We start from the raw sequence: 17,885 nt of genomic DNA, 5'->3' as shown, positions 1-17,885 counted from the left end.
GGAGAGGGTTAGGGTGAGGGAAAAGGCTTCACCGCAAATGCGCCTGCTCAACCAGCCAGATCATCAGCTCTTCCAGCTGCGGCGAAGGCTCGGTTCCGGCAGGCACCACGACGAAATACGCCAACCCCGTCTTCACCTTCAACTCAAACGGCATCACCAGCCGCCCGGCACGCAGGTCATCGCCGATCAACGACCAATCGCCAATCGCCACCCCCGTCCCATGCGACGCCATCGACATCGCCTGATCCAGCGTTTCGAAATGCTGGCCCATGTTCACGTTATTCAGCTGCAACTCGGCCGCCGTCAGCCACACCTTCCAGTCCTGAGTGTCGGGAGTCGGATGCAGCAACAAGTGCTGTTGCAGATCGGCTGTTTCGGACAACGCTGGCGGGCCTTTCAACAGTGCCGGTGAACAGACCGGGGTCAGTTGTTCATCGAACAGATGCAGCGCAGTCGACGAGTTATCCGGTGGTGTTCCATAAATCACCGCTGCATCGAATTGCTCACGTTGAAAATCCACGCCATGGGCCAACGTGGTGGTCAGTTTGACCGGCACATCCGGGCGCTCCTTTTGCCATTGCAGCAGGCGCGGCACCAGCCAGCGCATGACACAGCTCGGCGCCTTGAGTTGCAGGGTTTCGCGCTTGAGACCGATTTGCTCGGTGGCCTCGGTAATCAGACCGAAGACCTTCTCCACTTGTGGCAGCCACTCACGTCCTTCAGCCGTCAGCTCCAGACCCCGGGCCAGACGAATGAACAATTCATACCCCAGATGATCTTCCAGCCCGGCGATCTGCCGGCTCACCGCGCCCTGAGTGATGTGCAACTGCTCGGCGGCCCGGGTGAAGTTGCAGCACTGCGCGGTGATCAGAAACGTATGCAGGGCGGGCAGGGGAGGCAGTCGTTTCATGTGGATCCAAGGTATGACGTGAGGACATGGCTAGTATGACTTTTAATCGATTGTTGCCGCTACCTGCCGACCGTTCAATGAGCCCATCGAAGGCCCGCATGGGCCTTGTGTCTCAAACGAACAAGAAGGGCAACGACATGGCGACGTGTGGCGAAGTACTGGTCAAGTTACTCGAAGATTATGGGGTCGAGCAGGTGTTCGGCATTCCCGGTGTGCATACCGTGGAGCTGTATCGCGGGCTGGCCCGTTCGAGCATCAACCATGTCACCCCACGGCATGAGCAGGGCGCTGGCTTTATGGCCGACGGTTATGCGCGCACCAGCGGCAAACCGGGTGTGTGCTTCATCATCACCGGGCCGGGCATGACCAACATCACCACCGCCATGGGCCAGGCTTACGCCGATTCGATCCCGATGCTGGTGATCTCCAGCGTGCAGAGCCGCAACCAGTTGGGCGGCGGGCGCGGCAAGCTGCACGAGTTGCCGAACCAGAGCGCATTGGTCGCTGGCGTTGCGGCGTTCTCCCACACGCTGATGTCGGCGTCGGAATTGCCGGGCGTGCTCGCTCGCGCATTCGCGTTGTTCCAGGCCGGGCGCCCGCGTCCGGTGCACATCGAAATCCCGCTGGACGTATTGGTCGAAGACGCCGATGAACTGCTCGCCAGTGTTCCGGTCAACATCGACCGCGCCGGTGCCGCCCCCGTTGCGGTGAGCCGCATGAGTGAGTTGCTGGCCGGTGCTCAACGGCCATTGATTCTCGCCGGTGGCGGTGCAATCGATGCTGCAGCCGAACTCACCGAACTGGCCGAACTGCTCGATGCTCCCGTGGCGCTGACCATCAACGCCAAAGGCCTGTTACCGTCGACGCATCCGCTGCTGATCGGCTCGACACAAAGCCTCATCGCCACTCGCGCGCTGGTTGCCGATGCCGATGTGGTGCTGGCGATCGGCACTGAACTGGCCGAAACCGATTACGACGTGACCTTCGCTGGCGGCTTCGAGATTCCCGGCAAACTGCTGCGCATCGACATCGACGCTGATCAGACCGTGCGTAACTATCCGCCACACGTCGCATTGGTTGCCGATTCGCGCAACGCCGCGCAAGCGCTGCTCAGCGCCTTGTCGCACAAACCTTTGGCCGAGCGCCGCAACGATTGGGGCCAGGTGCGCGCGGCGCGTCTGCGTGAGGACCTGGCCGCGAACTGGGATGCCCCGACGCTGGCGCAAACCCGTTTCCTCGAAACCGTGCTGCATGAATTGCCGGACGCGGTGTTCGTCGGCGACTCCACGCAACCGGTCTACACCGGCAACCTCACCTTCAACCCGGAGCGTCCGCGTCGCTGGTTCAACTCGTCGACCGGTTACGGCACCCTCGGCTATGCGTTGCCGGCCGCGATTGGCGCTTGGCTCGGTGGACAGCTCGACAAAGGCGCGCGGCCACCGGTGGTGTGCCTGATCGGCGACGGCGGTTTGCAATTCACCTTGCCGGAACTGGCCAGCGCCGTCGAAGCGCGCACGCCGGTGATCGTCCTGTTGTGGAATAACCAGGGCTACGAAGAGATCAAGAAATACATGGTCAACCGCGCCATTGAGCCGGTCGGTGTCGACATCTACACCCCGGACTTTATCGGTGTGGCCAGGGCCCTCGGTTGCGCTGCCGAAGCGATCAGCTCGGTGGAACAATTGCGTGGCGCACTGCGTGCGGCGACCGATCGCCAAGGCCCGACCGTGATCGAAATCGACCAGAACCAGTGGATGCAGGCGGTGGCCCAATGATCAGTTTTCCAACCACACTCGACGGTCTCTACATCAATGGCCAATGGTCGGCCGGCCGCGAACATCTGCGGGTGATCAACCCGGCCACCGAAGCGCTGCTGACCACGGTCAATGGCGGTGACGAGCAAGCGGTCGAGCAAGCGGTTGCTGCTGCCACTGCAGCGTTCAGGGACTGGTCGCAAACCAGCGGTGCCGAACGCGGCGCGATCCTGCGCAATATCGCCGATGGCGTGCGCAACGGTCGCGATCATTTGATGAACCTGCAATCGAGCAACAACGGCAAACCGCAGTTCGAAGCGGCCATCGACGTCGACGACGTGATCGCCACGTTCGAGTATTACGCCGAACTCGCCGAAGGCCTCGACGCGAAGCAGGACAGCAACGTGCTGCTGCCCAGCGATGATTTCAGCGCACGCCTGCGCCGCGAGCCGTGCGGTGTGGTCGGGCTGATCGTGCCGTGGAATTTCCCGATGGTCACCACCGCGTGGAAACTCGCCCCGGCGCTGGCCGCAGGGTGCTGCGTGGTGCTGAAGCCGTCGGAAGTCACGCCGCTGCCAGAGCTGGAGCTGGCGGCGATCATCGCCGAAGCCGGCCTGCCCAACGGTGTGTTCAACGTCGTCTGCGGCACCGGTCTGGCGGTGGGCGCGCCGCTGTCGGCGGATCCGCGTATTGCCAAGATCTCGTTCACTGGCAGCAACGCCGTCGGTGTCCAAGTGATGCAGCGCGCTGCTGAAACGGTGAAGGGCGTGAGCCTGGAACTGGGCGGCAAATCCTCGCTGCTGGTGCTGGACGATGCCGATCTGGAGCTGGCGGTCGAGTTGGCCTGCGGTGGCGGTTTCTTCAACGCCGGCCAGATGTGCTCGGCCACCAGTCGCGTACTGGTGGCCGATGAACTGGCGGATGAATTCCTCGAGCGTTTGCAAAAGCGTGCGCAAGCAATTCGCGTGGCGGATCCGTTCGACCCGGACGTGGAGATGGGCGCACTGGTCAATCAGGCGCAATACCAGCGTGTGCTCGGGCACATCGATCGCGGTCTGAGCGCTGGGGCGAAGCTGCTTTGTGGCGGCAATCGTCCGGCGGATTTGCCGCGCGGCTATTTTTTGCAGCCGACGGTGTTCACCGACGTGCCCCTGGACAGTGCGCTGTGGTGCGAAGAGATTTTCGGCCCGGTGCTGTGCGTGCGCCGTTTCAGCAGCGAAGCCGAAGCAATCGCCTTGGCCAACGACAGCCAGTTCGGCCTCGTCGCCAGTGTGGTGACGCGTAACGCCGAAACGGCCGACCGAGTCGCCAACGCCCTGCAGGCGGGGCTGGTGTGGCTCAACGCGCCGCAAGTGATCTTCCCGCAAACCGCGTGGGGCGGTTACAAGCAGAGCAGCATCGGCCGCGAATTGGGGCCGTGGGGCCTGGCCGCATTTCAGGAAATCAAACACGTGATCCGGGCGCTCTGAACGCCCGAAAAAGGTCAGCGCATGCCTCGCAACGAGGCATGCGTCGGCGTCATGGCTTCAATGAGTTTTTATCGATAGTCAGGTGTTTTGCACGACCTCAGGATGAACCCGTCGGCAGCGCTCAAGCCCTTGTAAAACGGGGCTTGGCGCGGATCCGGCCGCGCGGATGCAACGGTTGCGACCAACCTCATACTTAAAAGAACAAAGGGAGTCCGTCATGGGCGAGCACGATCTGAACAGGCGTCAATTCATTAAAACCGTCGGCGTCGCCTCGGTGGCGGCGGCCGCCCTGAGCATGCCCTTCATCCGGGCGAGTGCCAGCGACACGCGGTTCGCCGGCAAGACCCTGCGCTTGCTGACCTGGTCGGATGACACCGGCCTCGCCGCACTGCGCAACATCGCCGCCACGTTCGAAGCCAAGACCGGCGCCAAAGTCATCGCTGACCGCACCGGCAGCACCTCGGAAATGGTCGCCAAACTCAAGGCCGGTGGTGACCGTCCGCAGTACGACATCATCACCCTGGCGGGTGTCGGCGCCGAAGGTCTGGCCGCCGCCGGATTGCTGGAAAAACCCGACCTCAACCGCATTCCCAACCTGGTCGACGTCCCGGAAAAATACCGCACTGGCGCCAATGGCCACGGTATCGGTTACCTGTTGTGGTGCAACAGTCTGGTCTACAGCACCCGCACGCAGAAAGAGGCACCGAGCAGTTACGCCGCGCTGTGGGACGCCGATCTGGCGCCGAATATTTTCCTGCCGCCGCCGAACTGGACCGAAGCAATGGACCTGATCATCATCGCCGCGAAACTGGCCGGCGGTGACGAACACAACATCGAGCCAGGCTTCAAGAAACTCGCCGAACTCAAGGATCGCGTGGTGACGTTGGGTGAAAATCCGAACCAGATTGCCGAGTTGTTCCGCACCGGTTCGCTGGACATGGGCGGCCTCTATGCACCGGCATTTTTCCCCAAGCAGATTCGCGATCCGAACTATGGCCTCGGCGCTACCTTCGGCATGAAGGAAGGGTTCTACACCGACCTGATGCTCTCGGTGATGCCGAAGAATCGTCCGGGCGATACCGATCTGGCCTACGCGTTTATCGACCACTCCCTCGATCCGCTGGTGCAGGGCAAGATGGCCGAGGACATCTTCAACGGCCCGGTCAACGCCAAGGCGATCATCTCCGCCGAAGCGCGCAAGAGCCCGTTCATCCTCACGCCGGAGCAGATTGCCGAGAAGGCGATCATGCACGACAACGCCTTCCTGGCCACCGTGCATGACCAATGGATTCGTCGCTATACGGAAATTTTTTCTTCCTGAGCCGAACACAAACCTTCAAAACACCAAAAAACCCTTGTGGGAGCTGGCTTGCCAGCGATGACGGCCTACCTGTCGACAATGATGTCACTGACAGATTGCTATCGCTGGCAAGCCAGCTCCCACAGGGGCTCGGTGGTTTGGAGAGTTGTGTTTGTCAGTTGTTTTTCCATTGACGAGATCATTGCTATGGAACATCAATCCCTGACCCAACCGGTCGGTGTCGCTGGCGTGCGCGCGGCGCGCGGCGTTTCTCCGACCGCGCGGGCGTGGCTTTTCCTCACGCCGTCGATGCTGTTTCTCGGCGTGCTGATTGCCGCCAGCCTGCTGGTGCTGCGCATGAGCGTCGGCACCAAAGGCGCCGAGTGGACAGGTTTCAGCCTGGCCAGCTACGCCCAGTTGCTCGAACCCTATTACCTGAAGTCCTTGCTGCTGACCCTGCGTTTGGCGCTGATCAGCGCGGTGATTGCCGTGGTGCTGGCGATCCCGGTGGCGTACACCATGTCGCGGCTGACCTCGCCGTTCCTGCGGCGGATTTTTCTCGCTGCGGTGCTGCTGCCGTTGCTGGTCAATCTGCTGCTGCAAAGCTACGGCTGGCTGGTGATTCTCGGCCCCGCCGGCATGCTCAATCAGGCGCTGATGGGCCTCGGCCTGATCAAGCGGCCGATCATGTTGCTGTACAACCAGAACGGCGTCCTGATGGGCTTGGTGCAAACAGCGTTTCCGCTCGCCGTGCTGCCGATCGCCAGCGCCATGCGCGGTGTCGCCCGCACCTACGAAGAGGCTGCGGCGACCCTCGGCGCCAGCCGTTTTCAGGTGTTCCGCCAAGTGGTGTTGCCGATGAGTTTGCCCGGGATCATCACCGGCGCAACGTTGGTGTTCGCCTACAACGCCAGCAGCTTCGTGGTGCCGTTGCTGCTCGGTGGCCGGCGCGTGCCGATGCTCGCGGTGATGGTGCATGACCAGATCGCGCCGCTGATGAACTGGCCTGCCGCGTCTGCTGCCGGGGTGGTGCTGATTGTCACCACGCTGGCGATCATGACGCTCTCTGAATACATCACTGGCCGTCGTCGGCGTCTGCTGGAGGCTTCGCAATGAGTGCCCTGACCAACAAGCGCATGGCGCTGTTGCCCGGCGAAACCGGCAAATTCGCCGGCATCCTCTCCGGCTTCATTTTACTGCTGGCGGTGTTGCCGATCCTGACCATGATCGTCATGTCGTTCAGCGGCGCGTCGAACCTCGACTTCCCGCCGAGCAGCTACAGCCTGCAATGGTACAAAGCGGCCTGGCACACCTTCGTGTCGCCGGATGCCAGCGACGTGCTCAGCCTCGGCCAGGCGATGGCCACCAGTCTGTTGGTATCGTGCCTGACCATGGTTTTTGCCACGCTGATTGCGGTGCCCGCCGCTTATGCGCTGACCCGCTGCGAGTTCCGTGGCAAAGCCGTGGCGCTGCAACTGATGTCGCTGCCGCTGGTGTTTCCGATGGTGGTGTTGGGCCTGGCGTTGTTGTTGGTGTTCGACAGCCTGCCGTTCCACATGACCACCTCGCGGCTGGTGATTGCCCACGTGATTCTGGCCTTGCCGTTTGTGGTGAAGAACTGCACCGCGGCGATGCTTTCCATCGGCAGTGAAGTCGAGGAAGCAGCACGGATGCTTGGTGCCTCGCCGCTGCGCGCGATTGTCGATGTGGTGGTGCCGTTGATGAAGTCGGGGATTCTGGCGGGCATGCTGCTGGCGTTCATCGTCTCGTTCAACGAATTCACCGTGACCTATTTTCTCTACACCATCGACGTCATGACCGTGCCGATCTGGATGTACAGCCGCACCGTGTCATCGCTCGACCCTACCGTGTTCTCGTTTGCCGTGCTGATCGTGCTGATCGACTTCGTCCTGATCTGGGCGCTGGAGAAGCTGGTGGGCGAGGGTGGCGTTTCCTTTTGATTTGAGGTGCAACATGACTGGTCTGATTCTGGAAAACGTCGAGAAATTCTACGGCTCGGCGTGCGCGGTACAAGACGTCAACCTGCATTTGCCGGAGGGCAAACTGGTGTGTTTCCTCGGCCCCTCCGGCTGCGGCAAAACCACTTTGCTGCGGATGATCGCCGGGCTGGAAACCCTCAGCGGTGGCGAGATTCGTCTGGACGGCGAAGACATCGGCCAGACCCCGGCGCACCTGCGCAACTTCGGCATGGTCTTTCAGTCGCTGGCGCTGTTCCCACACATGACCGTCGGCGAGAACATCGCCTACCCGCTGAAGTTGCGCGGCGTCAGCAAGGCTGATCAGCAGAAACGGGTGGTGGAATTGCTGGAGCTGATCCAGTTGCAGGCGATGATCGATCGCCCGGTGGCAAAACTCTCCGGCGGCCAGCGCCAGCGCGTGGCAATTGCCCGGGCGATTGCCTCGCACCCGAAAATCCTCCTGCTCGATGAGCCGCTGTCGGCGCTCGACGCCAAGCTGCGTGAGTCGATGCAGGTGGAAATTCGCCAACTGCAACAGCGCTTGAATATCACCACGATCATGGTCACCCACGACCAGCGCGAAGCGATGACCATGGCCGACATCGTCGTGGTGCTGGGCGAGCACAAGGTGCAGCAGATCGGTACGCCGATCGAAATCTATCGGCATCCGGCCAACGAGTTTGTCGCTGACTTCATTGGTTCGGGCAACATCTTTCCGGCCACGGCACTGGGCGACGGCAAGGTCAGCCTGCCGGGTGGTGATGCGCTGCAAGTGCCGATCTGCAGCAGCATTGTCGTCGGGCAGAAAGTGAAAATGCTGATTCGCCCGGAAGACCTGCAACTGTCGGCACCGCAAGCGACGGCGGGGAATCGGTTGCTTGGCAAAGTGACGTTTGTGCGCGATATCGGCGCGACCATCGAGACCACGGTGGAGTGTTCCGGCGTGACGTTTACGGCGTTGAGTACGCCGTGTCAGGGGATCGGATTGGGGATCGGGCATCCGGTGTCGGTGACGTTGCCGGCGGAGGCTTGTCGGGTGTTGGGGGCTTAGATTGGGGGCTGACTCCAAATCGCCCCTCACCCCAGCCCTCTCCCGGAGGGAGAGGGAGCAGACCGAAGTGTCTGGCGCTATCCATCGACCTGAGAGACCGAGTCGATTATGGATTCGGTAAAGCACTTTCAGGTCGGTGTACCTCTTCAATATCCCCCAATCAGTCCCCTCTCCCTCTGGGAGAGGGCTAGGGTGAGGGGCTTCGAAAAGGTCACACCGAAAGCCGCAACCGCGCCAGATCCCGCAACGGCGGCGCGCCAAACAGGCGGCTGTACTCGCGGCTGAACTGCGACGGACTTTCATACCCCACGCGATACCCCGCTGCCGAAGCCTCCAGCCCCTCCGCCAACATCAAGCGCCGCGCTTCCTGCAAACGCAACTGCTTCTGATACTGCAACGGACTCATCGCCGTCATCGCCTTGAACCGGTGATGCAGAGTCGAGACGCTGAGGTTCACTTCCTTGGCCAGATCATCAATGCGCAGCGGCTGTTCAAAGTTGCCGTTAAGCCATTTGATCGCCTGGCTGATGCGATGGCTCTGACTGTTGGCAATTGCAATTTCATACAAGCGATGTCCCTGCGGACTGCGCAGCAGGCGATAAAGAATCTCCCGGCGAATCAGCGGTGCGAGCATGGCGATGTCTTTCGGCGCATCGAGCAAACGTGCCAGACGCAGCACGGCATCGAGCATCGAACTGTCGATCTGCTCTACATACAAACCACGCCCGGTCGGACGGGTCGGCACGCCCATGGGGCCGGCGTCGGCGATCAGTGCGGTGATTTCTGTCGGGTCGATATCCAGGCGCACGGCGAGGATCGGTTCTTCCGGCGAAACGTTAACCACGCGCCCGCTCAACGGCATCGAAACCGACACCACCAGGTAATTCAGCGGGTCGTAATTGAAGTACTCATCGGCCAGCCGCACCTCTTTGCGTCCCTGCGCCATGATGCACAGCGCCGGTTGCGCGAGCACCGGGGCGAAGTCGTGGGATCGGGTGTGACGCGACATGAACAGCGAACCAATGGCGGTCTCGTAGCTGCCATCGTCGGTGGTGTTGCGGCGGATGATCGCCGCCAGTTCCGCCCGCTGTTTTTCCATGTCAGCGGTGGGTTCGGCTTGAAAACGATCGAATGACGTCATGCACGGCATCCTCGGCAGGGGAGGTGGAATGGAGCAGAGCATATGTTTGTGCAAGCGCGAGCGGTAGACACATCCTGCGAAATGCTTGCCTGATTCTGCCCCGGGGTGTTTCCGCGCCTGTCGCGATTCAACCCTGTAGGAGCTGCCGAAGGCTGCGATCTGTTGATATTTAAAGCAAAATCAAAAGATCGCAGCCTTCGGCAACTCCTACACAAAACGCGTATGACAGACGTGTTGCACAGGTTTACAGGTTGTTACAGGTCTTGGGTGCAGTCTCGCAGGATTGTGCAACGCGGCGGCAGGAATCGACTAACGGCGCAGTGTGTGCGGCCCTTAACCTTTAATCCTGTCGCAGCCCGTCCCCCGGCTGCCACGCGACTCCCTGGGAGGGTTGAACATGTCCAAGCAGATTCCCGTCAGTCATATGGCCTTCGTTCGAGCGCTCGCCGGGCGTTCGGCGGAACTCGGTGTACGCCTGAGTGCGTTGATCGAGCCGTCCCGCGCCGCCCCCGGTTGCCTGAGCTTTGCCCTGCAGCATTCGCAGTGTGATGCCGAGTTGTGGCTGGTCTCTGGCTTCTGGAGCAGCCAGCAAATGATGACCAACTATTTCAACAGCCCGTCGATGGAAATCTTCGTCGAGCTGGTGCAGGAATTGGTGGTCAACAGCCTCGACTTCCACACGTTCAAGGACGTGTCGGCGGCACAAGCCCTCGGTCAATGCCCGGCGCCGGTACACAAACTCGTCGGTTGAGGGTTTAATGTCCGGCTTAATTTGTCTGAGCCGGGATGTGTGACATGGCACGTAAAGAGTTCGAACACTTCGAAGCAGTTTCCGCAGTCGTTCCCGTCGAGTTGGGCGGCAACAAGGGCTATCACGCGGCAATCGCGGTCAAGGCTTTGGTCGATGGCGGTGCACCACGCTTTCACAAACTGCTGAATGATCAGGTCTTCCCCGGCGCCATCGCTGCCGACGAGGCTGCCATCAACGAGCTGGATAACCTCAAAGGTGTCACTGATGACGCCGAGTTGATCTGGTAACGCGTTACTTGTTTGCGCCCGGACGCCACATCTTGAACAGGGCCTCAGGCCCCAGCTGGAAGTAATCCGCCGGCCCGCCGCCGCGCAGAATCGGTTCTGCCGCGGCGGTGTCGTAGATGCCGTCCTTCAACAGCCACTTGGCGATATGCACGGCGACCACTTCGCCGAGGACCAGCCAGCTCGGCACGGTTTCACCATCGGCGCGCTGCAACTGGATGATCTGCGTGACCTTGCACTCGAAGGACACCGGGCTTTCGGCCACCCGTGGCACCGAAATCACTTTTGACGCCACCGTCGTCAATCCAGCCAACTCAAACTCGTTGACCTCAGGCGCGACCATCGCGCAGCTCTGGTTCATCTGCTCGGCCAGCGGGCGAGTGGCGAGGTTCCAGGCGAATTCGCCGGTCTGCTCGATGTTGTTCAGGCTGTCTTTGCGCCCGACGCTGGAGAAACCAATGATCGGCGGAATGTAGTTGAAGGCGTTGAAGAAGCTGTACGGCGCCAGGTTGAGCTGGCCGTTGGCATCCTGCGAAGAAATCCAGCCGATCGGGCGCGGGCCGACGATGGCGTTGAACGGATCGTGGGGCAGACCGTGGCCGTTGGCGGGTTCGTAGAAATGGATGTCATCGGGCATGTCTGAAGTTCCTGGAGGGCATGAGTCAGTGGGCAATAGTGCAAGTGCCGTCAAACAATTTCCAGTCAGTCACTGATATTCCATCCAATGGAAAACCTGTGGGAGCTGGCTTGCCAGCGATGGCGGCCTGTCAGTCGACAATGACTTTGAATGACAAAATGTCATCGCTGGCAAGCCAGCTCCCACAGGGTTTTGTGTCGGTTTTATAAAAAATGTCATGCCCCAGAAATAACCAAGCCCGGCCGAAGCCGGGCTGTGGGAGGACTGCTGATATTTAGCTGATGGCAGCGGCGGTACCGGTCTTGTCGAAGCCGTCAGCAGCGACGGTTTTACCCAGGTTGGTTTTATCGAAACCATCAGCAGCCACGGCTTTACCAATGTTGGTTTTATCAAAACCATCAGCAGCGTAAGTACCGGTGTGGCTGGTTTCGATGGCGGCGCTGGCGCCGCTGATGAAGTCGGCGGATTTGGTGCGATCCGAGCCGTCGGCAGCGAAGGTATTGGCAGCCAGTACGGACAGGGCCAGGGCGAGGATCAGTTTGGTTTTCATGTCGGTTGCTCCAGATTCGTTGGCGGTGTGTCTTGCATGGGTTTAATGCTACGCCAACTAAATTGATTAAAAAGCGCAAATTAATGCTAAAAACTATCGATTAACTTGATGTTAAGGGCGACGCATTCAATTCGCTTTCGTCGTCGGAGCGAGCGTCGCGCAGGTCATCGATCAGGTGATTGCAGAATGCAGGGGCAGCATTAATTAGCGATTAATCGCTGTTTTGCGCCGTGTGACAGATTTTTCATACTTTACCGACCGCTTTTTCACCGTTGCAACGCCAGTCTGCCCGTGGCCAGAAAACCAAGAACCGGCCGTCACACACTGGAGCTTTCCTCGCGATGAATAAACTTCCTCAAATCACTTTGGCCTTCTGGGTCATGAAAATCTGCGCGACGACCCTGGGGGAAACCGCGGGGGATTTGCTGTCGATGACCCTCAACGTCGGTTACGCCATGAGCTCGTTGATCCTGATCAGTGTGTTCGTGATGACGCTGATCACCCAGTTGATGGCCAAGACTTACAAGCCATTGCTGTACTGGCTGGTGATCCTGTCGACCAGCACCGCCGGCACGACCATGTCGGACTTCATGGATCGCACCCTCGGACTGGGTTACGCCACTGGCTCGATGATCCTTATCGCCATTCTGCTGGCGATCTTCGCCGCGTGGCGCCTGAGCGGTGATTCGCTCAACGTCAGCAAGGTGCAGACCTTCCGTGGCGAGATGTTCTACTGGATGGCGATTCTGTTTTCCAACACCCTCGGCACCGCGCTGGGCGATTACCTGGCTGACGATTCAGGGCTGGGTTTTGCCGGTGGCGCGCTGCTGATTGGCTCGACCATCGCGGCAGTCGTGCTGCTGAAATACTTCACCAGGATTTCCACGGTGGTGTTGTTCTGGGTGGCGTTCGTGCTGACCCGGCCATTCGGCGCGACCTTGGGTGACTTGATGACCAAACCCCATGAGAAGGGTGGGCTGGACTTTGGCACCATCGGTTCTTCTGCGGTGCTGGCGGGGATTTTGCTGGTGATGATTGTCGGCGCGTCTTATGCGCAGAAGCGCTATGGCAAACCGCAGGTTGCCGAAATGACCTGATACCGGGTCGCCCCAATCGCTGGCAAGCCAGCTCCCACAATGACAGCACCGTTCACAGACCTTGTGTACGACGCGAAACTTGTGGGAGCTGGCTTGCCAGCGATGGGGCCAGAACAGCCACCGTTGCAGTGGCTGTGAAAACCCGATCAGTCAGTGACGATACGCGAATGCTTCTGGGTGTCCTTCATGGTCACATACACCAACAACGACACCGCGATGCACGCCGTCACATACCAGTAGTAACCGGTTTCCATTCCGATGCTCTTGAACCACAGCGCGATGTATTCGGCGGTGCCGCCGAAGATCGACACGGTCAGTGCGTACGGCAGGCCGACGCCCAGCGCGCGGATTTCGGTCGGGAACAGTTCGGCTTTCACCACGGCGTTGATCGAGGTGTAGCCGCTGACGATGATCAGCGCTGCCATGATCAGGAAGAACGCGCCCCACCAGGTCTGAATCGTGTGCAGGGTCATCAGGATCGGCACGGTGAAGATCGTCCCCAGCACGCCGAAGGCGATCAGGATCGGACGACGGCCGATCTTGTCCGAGAGGCCGCCGATGATCGGTTGCAGGCACATGAACAGGAACAGCGTGGCGGCAGAAATGGTGGTCGAGTCGGAGATGCTCATGCCGACAGTGTTCACCAGGTACTTCTGCATGTAGGTGGTGTAGGTGTAGAACGCCAGGGTGCCGCCCATGGTCAGGCCGACCACGGTCAACAGCTCTTTGGGGTGGCGCATCAAGGTGCGCATGGCGCTTTCCTTGGACTTCTCTTTCTTGGTGAACGACTCGGTTTCTTCCATGCCGCGACGCAGGTACAGCGCCACGACCGCACACAGCGCGCCGATGGCGAACGGAATACGCCAGCCCCACGCGTACAGCTGTTCAGTGGTCAGCACGTTCTGCAGCACGATCAGCACGCCGAGCGCGATGAGCTGGCCGGAGATCAGGGTCACGTACTGGAAGCTGGAGAAGAAGCCGCGACGTTCCTTGGTCGCCATCTCCGAGAGATAGGTCGCCGAGGTGCCGTATTCGCCACCGACCGACAGGCCTTGCAGCAGTCGCGCGAACACCAGCAGGATCGGCGCACCGATGCCGATGGTTTCGTAGTTCGGGCTGAGGGCGATCAGCAACGAGCCGAAGCACATCAGGTAGACCGAGGCCATCAGGGCTTTTTTACGTCCGACCTTGTCGGCGTACATGCCCATCAGCCAGCCACCGATCGGGCGCATCAGAAAGCCGACGGCGAAAATCGCGGCGGTGTTCATCAGTTGGGCGGTGGTGGAACCGGCGGGGAAGAAGGTTTTCGCGAAATACAGGGAGAAGGCGGCATACACGTACCAGTCGTACCACTCGACCATGTTGCCGACGGAACCGCTGAAGATCGATTTGATCCGGCTGGCGGTGGTTCTTTCTTTGGCGGGCACGGCAGCCGACCCAAGTGGCAGGGCGTTGGAGTTATCCATTGAAGGATCCTTCGTTTAATTGTTTTTGTGGAGCGCGTTGGAACGCAGCCTGCGAGGGCTATAGCAGGAGGTGTGCCAACGGGGGGAGGGCCGGTTTAGAGGGGGTATCAGGCGCGGCTGAGCGGGATATCGCCGAAGGATTTGGTTTGATGAGCGGATTTCCGCTTATTGGGGCGAAGATCAAAAGCCCCTCACCCTAGCCCTCTCCCAGGGGGAGAGGGGACTGACCGAGGTGCTTTTGATAGTTACGCCGACCTGAGATACCGAGTCGAACTCAGGTTTCGAAAAGCATGAAGATCGGCTCCCTTCCCCCTCGCCCCCTTGGGGAGAGGGCTGGGGTGAGGGGGATGGATTTCAGCCACACCCAAAAATCCCGAGTCAGCCTCACTCAGCCAGAAACATCTCCCGACTCAACCCATGCCGCTGCAGCTTTTCATTGAACGTACGACGCGGCAGTTGCAACTCTTCAAGCACCGCTTTCACATCACCCTTGTGCCGAGTCAATGCCGCACGCAAACACTGCGCCTCGAACGCCTCCTGCTGCGCCGCCAACGATTGCCCCGGATCGATCCCCGGCGCCGGCTCATCCAGCCCCAGCACCTGACGTTCGGCAACGTTCGCCAGTTCGCGCACGTTGCCCGGCCAGTCGTGGCTGAGCAGATGGCTCAATTGCGCGCCACTCAAGGGTGGAAACGAACGCCCCAAGCGTTCAGCGGCATTGTGGGCGAAGGTGTCGAACAACAACGGAATGTCTTCGCGGCGATCGCGCAATGGCGGCAAACGCAGTTCGGCGACGTTGAGGCGATAGGCAAGATCCTCGCGAAAACGTCCGGCCCGAGCCTCGTCGAGCAGATCCGGTTTAGTCGCCGCTACAATCCGCAGGTCGACACGAATGCTCTGGTTCGAACCCAGCCGTTCAAGCTTCTGCTCCTGCAGCACGCGCAGCAGTTTGACCTGTTGCGCCAGCGGCATGCTTTCGATTTCATCCAGAAACAAGGTTCCGCCATCGGCGTATTCGAGTTTGCCGATGCGCTTGCCCGAGGCGCCGGTAAACGCGCCGCTTTCATGACCGAACAACTCGGCCTCGAACAACTGCTCAGGAATCGCCGCGCAGTTCAGCGCCACGAACGGCTTGGCCGCGCGCGGGCCGAAATCATGCAGGCAACGCGCGACCAACTCCTTGCCACTGCCGGTTTCGCCACGGATCAACACATTGACCGGCAACGCCGCCAGGTCCAGCACTTGCCGACGCAACGTCTGCAAACCACGGGACACGCCGAGCAACGTCGCGTCGAGCTTTGCTCGGTTATCAGCTTGCTCGTGCAGGGCGCGGTTTTCCAGAATCAGACGACGTTTGTCCAGCGCCCGGCGCAAGCTGCCGAGCAGGGTTTCCGGGCTGAACGGTTTTTCCAGAAAGTCGTAGGCGCCGTCGCGCATCGCCTCGACCGCCATCGGTACGTCGCCATGGCCGGTGAGCAGAATCACCGGCAGATCGGCATCGCGTTTCTGCACTTCGGCCAATAACGCCAGGCCGCCCATGCCGGGCATGCGCACGTCGCTGAGGATCACCCCGGCAAAGTGCGCGGGCAGGGCAGCGAGGCAGTCTTCGGCGCGGCTGAACAGTTGAACTTCGAACCCGGACAGGCTCAGCCACTGCTCGACGGCACTGCGAATGCTGCTTTCGTCATCGACCACCATTACCGAATTGAGCATCAGATGTGTGCCTCCAGATCGATCGGCAAAGTCAGGCTGAACACTGCGCCGCTGTCGCCATTCTCGGCGCTCAGACGTCCGCCGGATTCATGCACGATAGCGAAGGATACCGCCAAACCGAGGCCCAGGCCGTCACCCACCGGTTTGGTGGTGAAGAACGGATCGAACACTTGGCCCAAATGGTCTTCGGCAATCCCGCCGCCATTGTCGCTGACGCTCAGACGCCATAGTTGCTCATCGGCTTCCACACGGATTTCCAGACGCTTGCACGCTTTGCCCTGCATCGCATCAAGGGCGTTGCGCAGCAGGTTGATCAGTACCTGTTCAAGTCGAATCGCATCACCGCGCACCCACGCCGGACGGGCCAGGTGCAGCACCAGACTGACCTGTTCGTCGCGCAGTCGCGCATCGAGCAGCTGCAACGACTGATCGACCACCGTCGCCAGGTCCAGCCGCTCGCGCAAGCCGCTGGGACTTTTGCGTGCGAAGGTCTTGAGGTGGCCGGTGAGGGCGGCCATGCGCGTGAGCATTTCGTCCACCGGTTTCAACGCTTTATAGGCATCGTCGACACGACCGTGGTCGAGCAGCAGGCGCAGGGTCGCCAGTTGCATGCGCTGAGCGGTCAGCGGCTGGTTGATTTCATGGGCCAGCGCGGCGGACATCTGACCGAGCGCGGCGAGTTTGGCCGATTGCACCAGACCGTCCTGCGCGGTGCGCAAATCACGGGTGCGTTCTTCCACCAACTGTTCAAGCTCTTCGCGGTTGCGCTGGCGGATTTTCGACAGGCGCCAGCGCTGGTTGAGAAACAACAACAGAAACACCAATGCCAGCCATACACCGGCGGCAGCCAGCCCGGCGTTGCGCAGGTCTTCGAAGGCCACTTGCGGATGGCGCAACAGGTGCAGGGTCCAGCCTTCGGCGCTCAGGGGCAGCGATTCCCATAGATAATCCGCTGTGCCCTCGGGGCCTTCGACACGGCGCAGATCGCTGTTGTCATCGAAGCGGCGCAGCGACAAATGGGTCAACGGCAGCAGTGATTGTTTGTCGTACTGGCGGGTGGCTTTGATCTCATCCATGTCGCGGGCGCCCAACGGCCGCAGCGCGCGATAACGCCAGCCGGGCTGATTGGCGATGAAGATGATCCCGCGCGCATCGCTGACCAGTAGCGTGTCATTGCCCTGGCTCCACTCGCGTTCCAGTTCCGGGAATTCCAGCTTGACCACCATCGCACCGAGGAACTCGTCGTTATCGCCAAGTACCGCGCTGGAGAGGAAGTAGCCGGGAATTCCGCTGGTCACGCCCACCGCATAAAAACGCCCGGTGCCCTGGGTGCGGGTCTGGCTGAAGTAGGGACGGAAACCGTAATTGTGGCCGACGTAACTGCTCGGCAGACGCCAGTTGCTCGCCGCCACGGCGAGGCCGGTGTGGTCGAGCAGTTCGAGGGTCGAGGATTGCGCCGCGCCGTTGATCTTTTCCAGCTTGAGATTCAGCGCCGCCTGTTCGTCGGCAGCGACCGGCCCGGCCAGCGCCGAGCGCAATTGCGGGTCCAGCGCGAGCACCGCCGGCAGGGCGCGGTAGCGATCGATCAGGGTGTGCAGAGAGTTGGCGTACAACGCCAGTTGCTGGTTGGCGCGGGCGGCGTCCTCCTCCAGCGCCTGACGTTCGGCGTGGCGGATCGCAAGCGTGGCGGCAAGTGCCGCGCCGGCGATGATCAGCAGGGTATACAACGACAGACGCAGGGTACGGGAAGTCGGCAGCATGCTGGGCGAACGGGTGGCAGGTC

At 60.8% G+C, this 17,885-nt stretch carries 16 protein-coding genes; 9 read left to right on the top strand and 7 right to left on the bottom strand.

The window, feature by feature from the left end:
• Positions 1 to 28: 28 nt before the first annotated feature.
• Positions 29 to 910: a LysR substrate-binding domain-containing protein gene (locus tag ACIF4X_RS12630; protein WP_397482364.1), complete on the bottom strand. Its 882-nt coding sequence runs from the start codon at positions 908 to 910 to the stop codon at positions 29 to 31.
• A gap of 137 nt (positions 911 to 1,047) precedes the next feature.
• Between ACIF4X_RS12630 and ACIF4X_RS12625 the strand changes: the two genes are divergently transcribed.
• From ACIF4X_RS12625 to ACIF4X_RS12600, 6 genes are all read left to right on the top strand, one after another.
• The gene (locus ACIF4X_RS12625) at positions 1,048 to 2,685 is read left to right on the top strand and encodes a 5-guanidino-2-oxopentanoate decarboxylase (RefSeq protein WP_397482379.1); all 1,638 of its coding nucleotides are present in this window, start codon (positions 1,048 to 1,050) and stop codon (positions 2,683 to 2,685) included.
• Complete coding sequence (locus ACIF4X_RS12620; RefSeq protein WP_397482378.1) at positions 2,685 to 4,133, top strand: aldehyde dehydrogenase family protein; 1,449 nt, start codon at positions 2,685 to 2,687, stop codon at positions 4,131 to 4,133. Before ACIF4X_RS12625 ends, ACIF4X_RS12620 begins: the two co-directional genes overlap by 1 nt.
• Positions 4,134 to 4,350: 217 nt before the next feature.
• Complete coding sequence (locus tag ACIF4X_RS12615) at positions 4,351 to 5,454, top strand: ABC transporter substrate-binding protein (protein WP_093430534.1); 1,104 nt, start codon at positions 4,351 to 4,353, stop codon at positions 5,452 to 5,454.
• Positions 5,455 to 5,640: 186 nt separating this feature from the next.
• Positions 5,641 to 6,549: an ABC transporter permease gene (locus ACIF4X_RS12610; RefSeq protein ID WP_397482363.1), complete on the top strand. Its 909-nt coding sequence runs from the start codon at positions 5,641 to 5,643 to the stop codon at positions 6,547 to 6,549.
• Positions 6,546 to 7,394 (top strand): ABC transporter permease, encoded by an 849-nt coding sequence (locus ACIF4X_RS12605; protein WP_311882821.1) that lies wholly within the window; start codon positions 6,546 to 6,548, stop codon positions 7,392 to 7,394. The genes ACIF4X_RS12610 and ACIF4X_RS12605 overlap by 4 nt, the downstream gene beginning before the upstream one ends.
• A 13-nt stretch (positions 7,395 to 7,407) precedes the next feature.
• Entirely contained in the window at positions 7,408 to 8,463 is a 1,056-nt protein-coding gene (locus tag ACIF4X_RS12600; RefSeq protein WP_397482362.1) for an ABC transporter ATP-binding protein, read from the top strand.
• Between the two features lie 211 nt (positions 8,464 to 8,674).
• On the opposite strand, the gene ACIF4X_RS12595 is transcribed toward ACIF4X_RS12600, so the two are convergent.
• Complete coding sequence (locus ACIF4X_RS12595; RefSeq protein ID WP_038366799.1) at positions 8,675 to 9,604, bottom strand: AraC family transcriptional regulator; 930 nt, start codon at positions 9,602 to 9,604, stop codon at positions 8,675 to 8,677.
• Positions 9,605 to 10,001: 397 nt separating this feature from the next.
• On the opposite strand from ACIF4X_RS12595, the gene ACIF4X_RS12590 reads away from it, so the two are divergent.
• Positions 10,002 to 10,355 (top strand): putative quinol monooxygenase, encoded by a 354-nt coding sequence (locus ACIF4X_RS12590; protein ID WP_397482361.1) that lies wholly within the window; start codon positions 10,002 to 10,004, stop codon positions 10,353 to 10,355.
• A gap of 44 nt (positions 10,356 to 10,399) precedes the next feature.
• Positions 10,400 to 10,642, top strand: a complete 243-nt coding sequence (locus ACIF4X_RS12585) for a hypothetical protein (protein WP_016985292.1) — start codon at positions 10,400 to 10,402, stop codon at positions 10,640 to 10,642.
• Between the two features lie 4 nt (positions 10,643 to 10,646).
• Here ACIF4X_RS12585 and ACIF4X_RS12580 read toward each other — a convergent pair whose 3' ends face one another.
• Complete coding sequence (locus ACIF4X_RS12580; RefSeq protein WP_397482360.1) at positions 10,647 to 11,276, bottom strand: flavin reductase family protein; 630 nt, start codon at positions 11,274 to 11,276, stop codon at positions 10,647 to 10,649.
• Between the two features lie 274 nt (positions 11,277 to 11,550).
• Positions 11,551 to 11,826 (bottom strand): hypothetical protein, encoded by a 276-nt coding sequence (locus ACIF4X_RS12575; RefSeq protein WP_397482359.1) that lies wholly within the window; start codon positions 11,824 to 11,826, stop codon positions 11,551 to 11,553.
• Between the two features lie 341 nt (positions 11,827 to 12,167).
• Here ACIF4X_RS12575 and ACIF4X_RS12570 point away from each other — a divergent pair, with 341 nt between their 5' ends.
• Positions 12,168 to 12,923: a hypothetical protein gene (locus ACIF4X_RS12570; RefSeq protein WP_397482358.1), complete on the top strand. Its 756-nt coding sequence runs from the start codon at positions 12,168 to 12,170 to the stop codon at positions 12,921 to 12,923.
• A gap of 146 nt (positions 12,924 to 13,069) precedes the next feature.
• On the opposite strand, the gene ACIF4X_RS12565 is transcribed toward ACIF4X_RS12570, so the two are convergent.
• The 3 genes from ACIF4X_RS12565 to ACIF4X_RS12555 all read right to left on the bottom strand — a co-directional run bounded on the left by ACIF4X_RS12565 (position 13,070) and on the right by ACIF4X_RS12555 (position 17,862).
• Positions 13,070 to 14,389: an MFS transporter gene (locus ACIF4X_RS12565; protein WP_397482357.1), complete on the bottom strand. Its 1,320-nt coding sequence runs from the start codon at positions 14,387 to 14,389 to the stop codon at positions 13,070 to 13,072.
• Positions 14,390 to 14,773: 384 nt separating this feature from the next.
• Complete coding sequence (locus tag ACIF4X_RS12560) at positions 14,774 to 16,102, bottom strand: sigma-54-dependent transcriptional regulator (RefSeq protein ID WP_397482356.1); 1,329 nt, start codon at positions 16,100 to 16,102, stop codon at positions 14,774 to 14,776.
• Positions 16,102 to 17,862: an ATP-binding protein gene (locus tag ACIF4X_RS12555; RefSeq protein WP_397482355.1), complete on the bottom strand. Its 1,761-nt coding sequence runs from the start codon at positions 17,860 to 17,862 to the stop codon at positions 16,102 to 16,104. Before ACIF4X_RS12555 ends, ACIF4X_RS12560 begins: the two co-directional genes overlap by 1 nt.
• Between the last annotated feature and the right edge of the window lie 23 nt (positions 17,863 to 17,885).

It is taken from the genome of Pseudomonas sp. NPDC085632 (genome assembly GCF_044541255.1).
Lineage (GTDB): Bacteria > Pseudomonadota > Gammaproteobacteria > Pseudomonadales > Pseudomonadaceae > Aquipseudomonas.
The sequence above is the reverse complement of the archived record's forward strand: the minus strand, read 5'-3'. Positions and strand labels throughout refer to the sequence as shown.